At 35.0% G+C, this 11,838-nt stretch carries 13 protein-coding genes and 1 pseudogene; 11 read left to right on the top strand and 3 right to left on the bottom strand.

The window, feature by feature from the left end:
* Positions 1-2 precede the first annotated feature (2 nt).
* Entirely contained in the window at positions 3-299 is a 297-nt protein-coding gene (locus SB773_RS21565; RefSeq protein WP_044444214.1) for a hypothetical protein, read from the bottom strand.
* Positions 300-388: 89 nt separating this feature from the next.
* Between SB773_RS21565 and spoIIP (SB773_RS21560) the strand changes: the two genes are divergently transcribed.
* The 5 genes from spoIIP (SB773_RS21560) to SB773_RS21540 all read left to right on the top strand — a co-directional run bounded on the left by spoIIP (SB773_RS21560) (position 389) and on the right by SB773_RS21540 (position 5,212).
* Positions 389-1,543 (top strand): stage II sporulation protein SpoIIP, encoded by a 1,155-nt coding sequence (gene spoIIP, locus SB773_RS21560; RefSeq protein ID WP_002135865.1) that lies wholly within the window; start codon positions 389-391, stop codon positions 1,541-1,543.
* Positions 1,544-1,829: 286 nt separating this feature from the next.
* Complete coding sequence (locus tag SB773_RS21555; RefSeq protein WP_113734617.1) at positions 1,830-2,327, top strand: GNAT family N-acetyltransferase; 498 nt, start codon at positions 1,830-1,832, stop codon at positions 2,325-2,327.
* Between the two features lie 11 nt (positions 2,328-2,338).
* Entirely contained in the window at positions 2,339-3,079 is a 741-nt protein-coding gene (locus SB773_RS21550) for a M15 family metallopeptidase (RefSeq protein WP_002031537.1), read from the top strand.
* A gap of 23 nt (positions 3,080-3,102) precedes the next feature.
* Positions 3,103-3,549 carry an NUDIX hydrolase gene (locus SB773_RS21545; RefSeq protein WP_002086031.1) on the top strand — a complete coding sequence of 149 codons (447 nt, stop codon included), beginning with the start codon at positions 3,103-3,105 and terminating at the stop codon, positions 3,547-3,549.
* Between the two features lie 187 nt (positions 3,550-3,736).
* On the top strand, positions 3,737-5,212 hold the full coding sequence (locus SB773_RS21540) for an amidase family protein (protein WP_410591997.1): 1,476 nt from the start codon (positions 3,737-3,739) through the stop codon (positions 5,210-5,212).
* Between the two features lie 224 nt (positions 5,213-5,436).
* Here the strand turns inward: SB773_RS21540 and SB773_RS21535 are convergent.
* Positions 5,437-5,562 (bottom strand): annotated as a pseudogene (locus tag SB773_RS21535) (MFS transporter); the annotation flags it as partial.
* 351 nt (positions 5,563-5,913) lie between these two features.
* Between SB773_RS21535 and SB773_RS21530 the strand changes: the two are divergent.
* The 5 genes from SB773_RS21530 to SB773_RS21510 all read left to right on the top strand — a co-directional run bounded on the left by SB773_RS21530 (position 5,914) and on the right by SB773_RS21510 (position 10,002).
* Complete coding sequence (locus tag SB773_RS21530) at positions 5,914-6,342, top strand: NfeD family protein (RefSeq protein WP_113734614.1); 429 nt, start codon at positions 5,914-5,916, stop codon at positions 6,340-6,342.
* Positions 6,343-6,344: 2 nt separating this feature from the next.
* A complete protein-coding gene (locus tag SB773_RS21525) occupies positions 6,345-7,307 on the top strand; it encodes an SPFH domain-containing protein (protein WP_410591994.1) in 963 nt (320 codons plus the stop codon).
* Between the two features lie 97 nt (positions 7,308-7,404).
* Positions 7,405-8,538, top strand: a complete 1,134-nt coding sequence (gene spoIIP, locus SB773_RS21520; RefSeq protein WP_309251502.1) for a stage II sporulation protein P — start codon at positions 7,405-7,407, stop codon at positions 8,536-8,538.
* A 90-nt stretch (positions 8,539-8,628) separates the two neighbouring features.
* Positions 8,629-9,219 carry a histidine phosphatase family protein gene (locus SB773_RS21515; protein ID WP_113734612.1) on the top strand — a complete coding sequence of 197 codons (591 nt, stop codon included), beginning with the start codon at positions 8,629-8,631 and terminating at the stop codon, positions 9,217-9,219.
* Positions 9,220-9,225: 6 nt separating this feature from the next.
* Complete coding sequence (locus SB773_RS21510) at positions 9,226-10,002, top strand: Cof-type HAD-IIB family hydrolase (RefSeq protein WP_113734611.1); 777 nt, start codon at positions 9,226-9,228, stop codon at positions 10,000-10,002.
* A 7-nt stretch (positions 10,003-10,009) separates the two neighbouring features.
* Here the strand turns inward: SB773_RS21510 and SB773_RS21505 are convergent, their stop codons facing one another.
* Entirely contained in the window at positions 10,010-10,471 is a 462-nt protein-coding gene (locus tag SB773_RS21505; RefSeq protein WP_088039262.1) for a DinB family protein, read from the bottom strand.
* Positions 10,472-10,642: 171 nt separating this feature from the next.
* On the opposite strand from SB773_RS21505, the gene alr reads away from it, so the two are divergent.
* The gene (alr, locus tag SB773_RS21500) at positions 10,643-11,818 is read left to right on the top strand and encodes an alanine racemase (protein WP_002127023.1); all 1,176 of its coding nucleotides are present in this window, start codon (positions 10,643-10,645) and stop codon (positions 11,816-11,818) included.
* Positions 11,819-11,838: the final 20 nt, after the last annotated feature.

Here is an 11,838-nt window from a genome sequence, read left to right as displayed (position 1 = left end):
CATTACGCTCCATTTTTTATATTTGTAATAATGTAAGACAAAAGTAAGTATAAAGTGTATGTTCCTATATAGGCTCCTGCAATAAGGAAAAATGGATTCAGTAAAATTCCATGAATGCTCGTCATGAAAACTAAATCTTGTATTAAAACATCGTATATATTAATGGAAATAACTGTACCGAGTACATACAGTGCAAAGTACGCAGAAATATGTAGCACAATACGAATTTTAGGATGTAAAGCAAACAAATAAAAAATAAATGATAAGACGATTGGTAATGTTCCTATTAGTAGCTTCAATTCATTTCACCTCATTAACAATATAGCCGGAATTTAAGCGGTCTATTCTCTAGAGCTTGTACATAACTTGAAATAGAGAGGGTGATAGTATGAATCGAGGCTTTTTTTACGTGAAATTAACAAGTGTACGCAAGTTAATTATATTTATTATTACTACGGTATTAGCGACTTTCTTTCTTATTAGTGTAATGGTAACTTCCATGAAAGAGACAAAGTCAACGTATTTATATAATTGGTTAAATGAGTTATCAATGAATGGTTACATGTACGTTATTGGGAAAGAGAATCATTATTTTACACAGGAGTACCGGAATTTGAATCAAGACTTTTCTATTTCTTCATTCCTCTTTTCGATGGCTACGAATATTCGTTTTGATGATGTACGTAGTTTTGTCGGGAAAGAACTTCCGGGATTTGGGAAATATGATACAGAAATCGTTATAGCAGGTGAAGGAACAAATTATTCCAACTTACCGATAGAATCGAGTGTTCCTCTTGAAGAAGTAGTGAAGGAACGGACTGGAGAAGCTGGACAAGTTCCTAAGCCTGATCCGAATAAAGAGAAGAAACAACCAGCTCAAACGACTGGAAAAAGACAAGTTGCATTGATTTATCATTCACATAGCTGGGAATCTTATTTGCCGTTACTTAACTTAACGAATGATCCAAATCCAAATAAAGCAACGAGTTCTGTAACGAATATTTCAATAGTTGGCGATCGATTGCGAGAACAGTTAGAAAGTGAAGGGATCGGTGCTACTAACGATAAAACTGATGTTGGTCAAAAATTAATAAGTAAAGGATTAAATAGTAATAGTTCTTATAAACTGTCACGAGAAATTGTACAAGAAGCGATGGCTGGTAATAAAGAACTCCAATATTTTTTCGATTTGCACCGTGATAGTGCACGGAAAAATGTCACGACAAAAACAATTGGAGATAAATCATATGCAAAGCTTGCTTTTGTAATTGGGAAAGGAAATAAAAATTATGAAAAGAACTTACAATTAGCAACAGCTCTTCATGAGGAAATTAATAAGAAATATCCAGGAGTGAGCCGTGGTGTAATTCAAAAGGGGTTCCAAACAGGAAATGGAGTCTATAATCAAGACTTATCAGGACAGGCGATTTTAATTGAAGTTGGTGGCGTAGATAATACAGAGGAAGAATTAAATAGATCGATTGATGTTCTTGCTAAAGCATTTGGAGGGTATTTCTGGCAAGCGGAAAAAGTGAATGGATAAAGTGGGAGTTTAATTAGCCGGAGTGTTTATCCTACTGATTATTAGCCCTCATCAATCAGAATACCCGTTAATACGGGATAAACGTAAGCGAGAAGCTTACGTTTTTTGTTTGTTCATAATCTATAGGTAGAAAGATATGTCACATTATAGACAAAATTCCCTATTATTATATTGATATCGAAATTTGTCTATTTATAGTAAGAAATTTAGAAAGGGATTTTCGGAATAATGGAGAAAATCTTTTTACAAGGAAAATTTTTAATTAACAGAATGGTAGGGGATCAAGGTGATACGAGAGATTAGAGTAGAAGATGCAACATCGTTTTTGCAATTAAATAAGCAATTGGACGAAGAGACGAAATTTATGTTATACGAACTAGGAGAAAGAAAAACTACAGTAGAGCAACAAGAAAAGATGGTCCAACGTTTTATGGGAAATGAATATGCGACAATATTTGTAGCAGTTGAAGAAGAGAGAATAGTAGGGTTTATTTTAGTTAATGGAAATAATATCCGAAGAAAGAGACATGTGGCAGGCATTGTAATTGGCATTTTGCAAGAGTATAGTGGCCGAGGTATTGGAACGAGTTTGTTTAAAGAAGTGGAGAAGTGGGCAAGATTACATGATGTATGGCGTTTAGAATTAACGGTAATGGCCCACAATACAAGAGCTCAGGCACTATATAGCAAAATTGGATTTGAACAAGAAGGTGTCAAAAAATCTGCTCTTATCATCGATGGAAAAGGTGTCGATGAGTATGAAATGGCCAAATTATTAAAATAAGAGGTCGTTATATGAAAAAAAGATGGGCACTACTTGGTATCGTAGCAATGATACTGATCATTGGAGTAGCAGGAATAAATTATAAGATGTACAAGGAGCAAGAGGCGAAGGAAGTAAATGTAAACAATATATTTCCGAAAGCTAAAGAAACGATTGCTAATATGGATGGGGATATCGCAGTCATTAGTAATCCAAGTTCGATGCTTGTACTTGTGAATAAAAATAGGCGTTTACCAGATGGGTATAGACCGCCAGATTTAGTTGTTCCGAAAGTACGTTACTCTAGTGAAGGTGATCAAGAGAAGAAAAAGATGAGGAAAGAGGCAGCGGTGGCACTTGAGGAAATGTTTCAGCAAGCCAATAATGAGCGGATTTTCCTTTTTGCAGTCTCTGGATTTAGATCTTTTGATCGACAAAAAGCATTAAATACAATGTATAAAAGACAAGATGGAGAAGCAAAGACAGCGATGTCTAGTGCAGTCCCTGGTACGAGTGAACATCAAACAGGACTAGCTATGGATATTACATCTCAATCTGCTAAATTTCAGCTAGAAACTGTTTTTGGGGAGACGAAAGAAGGAAAGTGGCTTTCTGAAAATGCCCATAAGTTTGGTTTTGTTATTAGATATACGAAAGAGAAAGAAGGGATTACCGGTTATCGTTATGAACCGTGGCATGTACGGTATGTTGGGAATCCGCAAGCTACATATTTATATGAAAACCAACTGACGATTGAAGAAGTAACGCAGTAATGAATTGAGGGGAGAGGGCTAAGATGACGATGTTATATAAGAAAAAGGTACATGCATATATTACGAGAGAAAAAGAAGGGGCTATGCAACTACTCGTTTTTAAACATCGTGATATACGAGAGGCTGGTATCCAAGTGCCAGGCGGGACGGTAGATGAAGGCGAAACGTTAGAGGCAGCAATTTTACGTGAAGTACAAGAAGAGTCAGGACTACGCCATTTTTGTATCGAGCGCTTCCTTTCTGATTACATTATTTATATGAAAGAAAAAAAGGAATATCAAAAACGTCATTTTTTCCACATTTCATTATTAACAGATGTGAAAGATACGTGGGAACATATAGTAAGTGCTGGTGAGGAAGACAAAGGTTTAGTATTTTGTTATGAGTGGGTTGATATTAACAAATGCCCTGAATTAGCAGGTAAACAAGGCGAGTTTTTACATTTGTTAGAAGAGGTATATGTAAAATAATAAAAAGGGTCTGAGGCGATATTGTATTCGTTTCAGACTCTTTTTATTTCTCTGGAAATTAAAGGTTTTTAAACTGGTGAGTTGAATTCCTGTATAGGAATAGTAGTTGTTAATACGAGGAGCGGAGAAAATGAAAAAGTAATAGACATACGTCATATATAAAAGGGCTTATAAAAGGAGAATGAAAATGGAAATTCAGTTCAATACACTACTGCAAAAAGAATTAACAATTCATGATATTCAAAAGGAAATGGAAGCTGGGAAGTTAACTTCAAAAGAACTAGTCATGTATTATCTTCATAGAATCGCAAAGTATGACCAAGATGGTCCGAAAATCAATTCTATTTTAGAAATCAATCCGGATGCTATCTTTATTGCAGAAGCGCTAGATCATGAAAGAAAGACAAAAGGTGTAAGAGGCCTATTACATGGTATACCTGTTTTACTTAAGGATAATATTGAAACGAATGACTCAATGCATACAAGTGCAGGTACGATTGCCCTGGAACAAAATATAAGTAGTGAAGATGCATTTCTCGTTACAAAACTTCGAGAAGCAGGAGCAATTATAATAGGTAAAACAAATATGACAGAACTAGCAAATGCAATGTCTTTTGAAATGTGGGCTGGATATAGCGCTAGAGGTGGTCAAACAATTAATCCTTACGGTACAGGAGAGGATGATATGTTCGTTGGTGGCTCAAGTACAGGGTCTGCTATAGCAGTTGCCGCTAACTTTACTGTATTATCCGTTGGAACAGAGACAGATGCTTCTATTTTGAGCCCAGCTGTTCAAAACTCGGTTGTAGGTATTAAGCCGACTGTTGGATTAATTAGTCGTAGTGGAATTATTCCTTTCACTTATTCACAAGATACAGCTGGGCCATTTGCTAGAACAGTAACAGATGCTGCTATTTTACTAGGGAGTCTAACTGGGGTGGATGAGAAGGATGTAGCTACTCATAAAAGTGAAGGAATGGCATATCAAGATTATACGCCTTATCTCGATGCTAATGGTTTAAAGGGAGCGAAGATTGGTGTTTATAGCAATGCTCCAAAAGATTATTACGAAAATGGTGAGTACGATGAAAAATTGTTTGAGGAAACGATCCAAGTATTACGTAGTGAGGGAGCGACAGTAGTAGAAGATATTGATATTCCGTCTTTTCATAGGGAATGGAGTTGGGGAGTTCCACTTTATGAGCTGAAGCACAGCTTGGATAACTATCTTTCTAAATTACCTTCTACTATTCCAGTACATTCTATTTCGGAGTTAATGGAGTTTAATAAAAACATAGTAGAAAGAGCTTTGAAATATGGACAAACTAAGTTAGAAAGAAGAAAAGATTTTCCTAATACGTTAAGAAATCCAGAATATTTAAACGCAAGATTAGAAGATATATATTTTTCGCAAAAACAAGGTATTGATTTTGCGTTGGAAAAATATAACCTGGATGCGATACTGTTCCCTTCTTATATAGGATCTACTATATGTGCGAAAGCAGGTTATCCGTCTATAGCAATACCTGCGGGATATATGGATAATGGGAGGCCTTTTGGAATTACTCTTGCAAGTGCTGCTTTTAGTGAAGGGGCATTAATTAAACTAGCATATGCTTTTGAACAAGCGACAAAACATAGGAAGATGCCAAACTTATCGTAAATAGAAACGAGAGAAGGTTGCCTGAAATGGATTTATGGAGGCCAGCCTTCTCTTATTAATAGCTAAAAGTATTGTCGATTTCTTTTGATGAATCGATATCTCATATCGAATCGTTGATATATTGTAAGTTGTAATAGATATAATTGAAAAATCGTTGATGTAAATTCATTGGACTATTTAGTTGGAAGTCTTATATAAGAAATAAATCACTTAGATACAATATGTTAAATAGAAATCTCTTTCTTTTGCAATCTCTGATGCTTTAATAAACGAAAAGACAAACAAGTAGAACATAAAATAAGAAAAGAAGCGATAATATAAATAGTACGAACACCGAAAATATCGGTAATTGTAGCTGATTTAGTTGTATACAATGTCAGCGAGGATAATACACATTTTGGAGCCTAAATAGTAAGCTAGTGAACGTTTCTGCAATAAGAAGCCCACCTTCAAATCAATAATATTTTTCAAATTATAATCAGAAAAATATATTTTTGAAAGAATTAAATTTTTTGTCATTTTTTGAAAGGGGTTTTCGTGTATAATGAAGAATATATTAATATAGCATTATATTAATGCTTGTTGTAACAGCGAATACATATAATAGCTTGTAGCAAACGCCCCCTCTATGAGAAAGGGCGGATAAACCATTCTTTTCTTCATATACATATAGAAAATGAGAAAGAAAGTGAGGGTTGCATATGGCTGGATGGGTGATTTGGTTTATAATAGCTGGTATTTTATTTATCGCAGAAATGTTGTCGATTACGTTTTACATGCTTTGGCTTGGAATTGGGGCTGTTGTCGGAGGTCTTATTGCTTTGTTTGCTCCTGATGCACTGTTTTTACAATTGGTTGTCGGGGCAATTGTAAGTTTAACATTGACCTTCTTTACGAAAAGAATTTCAAAAAACTTTCGAGAAGCAAGAGGTTTTACTGATACAGTAGATAAACTTGTTGGTAAAAAAGGGATTGTCATGCAAGCGATTACAAGTGAAGTGAACGGTATTGTGAAAGTGGATGGAGATACTTGGACAGCTATTTCAGATGTTTCTATTGATGCCGGAGAAAAAGTCGTTGTTATAAAGAGGCATAGTACTGTGTTACAAGTGAAAAAGGAGAGTGAATAAATATGGTAGCATTAACATTAACGATTATTTTTGCTTTAATTGTCGTTGTATTTATTGCGTTAACAATTAAAATTATTCCACAGCAAAAGGTTGGGGTTGTTGAGAGATTTGGTAAATTCCAACGTATTATGCACCCAGGATTAAATATTTTAATTCCAATTGTAGACCGCGTACGTGTATATCACGATCTACGTATTCAACAAACGAATGTACCACCGCAAAAGGTAATTACGAAAGATAATGTGCAAGTAGAAATTGATACAATTATTTTCTATCAAATTGTTGAGCCAGAACTTGCGACATATGGTATTTCAAACTATGAATATGGTGTTCGTAATATTACATCTGCAACGATGCGTCAAATTATTGGTAACATGGAACTTGATGAAACATTATCAGGCCGTGAAAAAATTTCAATGGAAATCCGTTTAGCGCTTGACGAAGCGACGGAAAAATGGGGCGTTCGTATTGAGCGTGTCGAAATAGTTGATATTAACCCGCCGAAAGATGTGCAAGTATCGATGGAAAAACAAATGAAAGCAGAGCGTAATAAACGTGCGATTATTTTAGAAGCAGAAGCTGCGAAACAAGATAAAGTCCTTCGTGCTGAGGGGGAAAAACAAAGTAAGATTTTAATGGCCGAAGGGGATAAAGAAGCTCGTATCCGCGAGGCTGAAGGTATAAAAGAAGCAAAAGAATTAGAAGCGCAAGGGGAAGCAAGAGCGATTGTGGAAATCGCAAAAGCAGAACAAAGTCGAATTGAATTACTACGAGCAGCAGATTTAGATGAACGCGTTCTTGCTTATAAATCATTTGAATCATTGATTGAGGTTGCAAAAGGCCCAGCGAATAAAGTCTTTATTCCGTCTAATACAATTGAAACACTTGGTACTCTTGGTGCGATTGGGGAAATTTTCAAAGAGAAACAAGCGAAGAAATTACCTTCGTCAGATACAGAAAAATAACTATACGAGTGAGGAAGAGAAATGGGATGCCATTTCTCTTTTTTGTGCGTATATTACGAAAGGCTTGTACATATCCATGTATAAAGAAGGTGATACATTGAAAAAGTATGCAACCCGTATACATGGGAAGAAACTAATCTCGTTACTCTTTCTATATGCACTAGTCATAATTATTATTGCGTCGATTTTGACGTCGCTTTTACATACAATGAAATCGAATTACGCGAATCAATGGTTTGGAAAAGTATCGATGCAAGGTTTTGTTCAAATGATAGAAAGTGAGAATCGCTATTACGGATTTGATTATTTTAAGCAGAATAAAAGGGAGTCATTTGGAAATTTAATGTTCTCGATGGCGACGGATTTGAAAATTAAAGATTTAAGAACGTTTGTCGGTAAAGAAGTGCCTGGTATGTCAAAGTATTACTCTAACATTATCGTAGCTGGGGAAGGGACAAACTTTACGAATATCCCAAATGAATCTAGTGTACCGATTGAAGAAGTAACGAAAGAGCGAGAAGTAGCAAAAGATAAAGTTACAGAAGCTGAAAAGAATAATCCGGTTCAGAAAAAGAACGGAGCGAAAAAAGGTGAAAGTGCAGTATATATTTATCATACACATAGCTGGGAATCTTTCTTTCCGTTATTACCAGGGGCTACCGATCCATCAAGTCCAGATGTAAATGTGTCCTTACTAGGGAAACGTATGAAAGAACAACTTGAAGGACAAGGAATTCCGGTAGTTCATGATAAAACGAATATGGGGGATTTATTAGCGAGTAAAAAATGGAAATGGCCGCAATCATATAAAGCGTCTCATGAATATGTAAAAGAAACATTAGCACAAAATAATAAAATTGCGTTTCCGATTGATATACACCGTGATGATCAGCGGAAGAAGGTAACAACAAAAGTAATTAACGGGAAATCGTATGCAAGACTATATTTTATAATTGGGATGGAAAATGAAGGGCGTGCTGAAAATGAAAAAATTGCAAGAGCAATCAATAGTTATTTAGATGAAAACTATTACGGATTAAGCAGAGGGATCTTTCCAAAGTATAAAAAAGATGGAAATGGCGTTTATAATCAAGATTTATCTAAAAATGCGATGTTAATTGAAGTTGGTGGTGTTGATAATACATTAGATGAATTATATAACACAATTGATGTGTTGACGGAAGCGTTTAGTAAATATTATTGGAACAATGCGGAGAAAGTGAATGGGTGAGGAACGGGAAACCGTTCCTTTTTGTTATGGAAAGGTAAGAATGTGATATAATGGAATCTTGTGAATATTAAATGAGGGAGCAGGGGAAATATGCAAATAATATTAATACGTCACGGTGAATCAGAAGCTGATATTTTAAATGTACATGAAGGTCGAGCTGACTTTGAATTAACAGAAAAGGGAAGACAGCAAGTGCAAAGACTTGTACAGAAAGTGAAAGCAGAATTTCCACCAGATTTTATTTGGGCAAGCACATTAAAACGTGCTCGAGAAACGGCTGAAACATTAGCGGAAGCGATTCAGTGCCCAATTCAATTAGAAGAGGAATTAATGGAGTTCAATAATGGAGTGCAAGCAGGTTTATCATTTGAAGAAGCGAAAAAATATCCAGAGCCAAAGTTTCTTCATGACCGGTTTGAAAACGGGGAATCATTTATTGAATTTAGAATGAGAATAGAAGGAATTTTTTCTAAAATCGTGACAGAGAATACATATGACCGAATTGCAATTGTTGCACATGGTGGTGTAATAAATAGTATTTTACGAGCGTTTTTCCAAATGCCAATTAGCATGGACTATTATTTTAAAATGGGAGATACGGGAATTAGTTTGATTGAACTTACGGATAAACAGAAAACTATTCATTTTATAAATGATACAAATCATTTAGAGGGAATGTAAGAGGATATGTACAAAGTTGTATTTTTCGATGTGGATGGTACTCTTTTAAGTGAGATTGATAGAAGTATGCATGAAAGCACAAAAGAAGCGATACAAAGGTTAATAGATAAAGAAATTCACGTAGTTGTTACAACCGGGAGACCATATAGCTTATGTTCACAATTTAAAGAGCTGGGCATAAACACGTTTATTTCTGCAAATGGTGCACATATAAAATGTAGGGAAGAAGTTATACATAAATCGGTACTTTCAAGTGGAATTGTTCATGATATTTCAAATTTCGCTGAATTACATGGTCATAGTGTTTCTTATTTTACAGAAGAATTTGCTATGAATGGTGTTGCCTCGAAAGATGAACGTGTAATACGAGCACTAAACGAAACGTTAAATTTAGAGCAGTATCCTGACAAAGTCAGAAACTTGTTAGAAGAGGTTTATTGTGTATGTCTGTATGCTGATGAATCAGAAACTCAAAAATTTTTGAAAAGATATCCAATGCTTACGTTTGAACGTTTTCATGGTTACGTTATGAATGTGTTGGAAGATAATAAAGTATCGAAACTAACTGCAATTCAAAAGGTATTGGAACATCTGAAAATTTGTAAATCAGAAGCAATTGCTTTTGGTGACGGTGGAAATGATATTGAGATGTTACAGTATGTAGGACTAGGAATTGCGATGGGGAATGGCGGAGAAGAGTTAAAAACAAGAGCAGATTTCGTTACAAAGAAGGCGAGTGAAGGTGGTATTTTATTTGCCTTAAAAAAGTTTAATGTCGTTTAACATACCTTTATTGAAATAAAGGTATGTTAGGATCTTTAACGTGCTCACATAATAAAATATGAATTTGCCCGCGATGATGATAAAAATGTGCAACGATTTCAAGCAACCATTCGAATCGAGAGTAAGAAATACCCCAATAAGCAGTCATAATTTCCGCTAATTCTTCATTGGAATAGGATAAAAAAGTTTTAGAAAGTAAATCGTACCCTTGTATCATCGTTTGCTGTATTTGAGTAATTGTTTCTGGTGTTTGTTCTATATAAAAGGTATGTAAGTCTTTTTCCGTAATACCATTTAATATGAGTAAATCAGCGTGGCAAATAAGGGAAAGATGTGTACACATTTCAAATAATGACCGCTTTGATTCAATCGACTTTATTTTCAAATCACTTTCAGTATATTGGTTCAGTATTTGAATGGAAGTATCGATAGCAATTTTAACTTGATTCAATGCAGATGGAACAAACATTGTAATTATTCTCACCTCCGTATATAATAGTTTCTTAAGGGTATTATATCATACTCAAAATTCCGAAAATTCTAGTAGTTTGACTAGCATAGTGAAAAGTATTATATTGTAAAAGGTCATATGAAACGTGAAATAGAATGGAATGTAATTATTGAGTTAGGAGTTAGACCAATGAGCTTGAAATATGGAAGAGATACAATTGTTGAAGTTGACTTAAATGCGGTAAAACATAATGTAAAAGAATTTAAAAAACGTGTGAATGATGAAAATATTGCAATGATGGCTGCTGTAAAAGCGAATGGGTATGGTCATGGGGCAGTTGAAGTTGCGAAATCGGCTATTGAAGCAGGAATAAACCAACTTGCAGTTGCATTTGTAGATGAAGCAATTGAATTAAGAGAAGCTGGAATCACTGTACCTATTTTAATTTTAGGATATACACCAGTAGCAGCTGTAGAAGATGTAATTCAATATGACGTTATGATGACTGTTTATAGAGTAGAAGATTTACAAGGTATAGATGAAGTTGCAAACCATCTTCAAAAGAAAGTGCGAATTCATGTGAAAATTGATACAGGAATGAGCCGTATTGGTTTACAGGAAGAAGAAGTTAAACCGTTTTTTGAAGAGTTAAAACGTATGCGATATGTAGAAGTAGTAGGGATGTTTACACATTACTCTACCGCTGATGAAATAGATAAAACTTATACAAATATGCAAACAAGTTTGTTTGAGAAAGCTGTAAATACAGCGGAAGAATTAGGAATTCATTTTCCATATATTCATAGTTCAAACAGCGCAGGATCAATGGAACTTAGTAACACATTTCAAAATATGGTTCGTGTCGGTATTGGAATTTACGGTATGTATCCTTCAAGAGAAGTGGATCATACAGTTGCTTCCTTACAGCCAGCGTTGTCTTTAAAATCAAAAGTAGCTCATGTTAAACATGCGAAGAAAAATCGTGGTGTTAGCTATGGGAATACTTATGTAACAACGGGCGAAGAATGGATTGCAACTGTACCGATTGGTTATGCTGATGGTTATAATCGTCAGCTATCTAATAAAGGGCATGCACTAATAAACGGAGTACGAGTACCTGTAATTGGCCGTGTTTGTATGGATCAGCTTATGCTAGATGTTACAAATGCAATGCCAGTACAAGTAGGAGACGAAGTTGTATTCTACGGCAAACAAGGTGAAGAAGAGATTGCGGTGGAAGAAATAGCAGATATGCTAGGTACAATTAACTATGAAGTTACATGCATGTTGGATAGAAGAATTCCACGTGTTTATAAAAAAAATGATGAAACGACTGCGGTTGTAAATATACTAAGAAAAAAATAAGAAAAAACTGAATCGATATG

Source organism: Bacillus sp. SIMBA_074, from assembly GCF_046534555.1.
GTDB classification, from domain to species: Bacteria; Bacillota; Bacilli; order Bacillales; family Bacillaceae_G; genus Bacillus_A; species Bacillus_A mycoides.
The sequence above is the reverse complement of the archived record's forward strand: the minus strand, read 5'-3'. Positions and strand labels throughout refer to the sequence as shown.

Excerpts from the sequence above, each read along its gene's own strand:
- SB773_RS21515 (WP_113734612.1), top strand. The coding sequence starts at position 8,629 with ATGCAAATAATATTAATACGTCACGGTGAATCAGAAGCTGATATTTTA.
- alr (WP_002127023.1), top strand. The coding sequence starts at position 10,643 with ATGAGCTTGAAATATGGAAGAGATACAATTGTTGAAGTTGACTTAAAT.
- SB773_RS21550 (WP_002031537.1), top strand. The coding sequence starts at position 2,339 with ATGAAAAAAAGATGGGCACTACTTGGTATCGTAGCAATGATACTGATC.
- spoIIP (WP_002135865.1), top strand. The coding sequence starts at position 389 with ATGAATCGAGGCTTTTTTTACGTGAAATTAACAAGTGTACGCAAGTTA.
- SB773_RS21540 (WP_410591997.1), top strand. The coding sequence starts at position 3,737 with ATGGAAATTCAGTTCAATACACTACTGCAAAAAGAATTAACAATTCAT.
- SB773_RS21525 (WP_410591994.1), top strand. The coding sequence starts at position 6,345 with ATGGTAGCATTAACATTAACGATTATTTTTGCTTTAATTGTCGTTGTA.
- SB773_RS21510 (WP_113734611.1), top strand. The coding sequence starts at position 9,226 with ATGTACAAAGTTGTATTTTTCGATGTGGATGGTACTCTTTTAAGTGAG.
- SB773_RS21530 (WP_113734614.1), top strand. The coding sequence starts at position 5,914 with ATGGCTGGATGGGTGATTTGGTTTATAATAGCTGGTATTTTATTTATC.
- SB773_RS21505 (WP_088039262.1), bottom strand. The coding sequence starts at position 10,471 with ATGTTTGTTCCATCTGCATTGAATCAAGTTAAAATTGCTATCGATACT.
- SB773_RS21545 (WP_002086031.1), top strand. The coding sequence starts at position 3,103 with ATGACGATGTTATATAAGAAAAAGGTACATGCATATATTACGAGAGAA.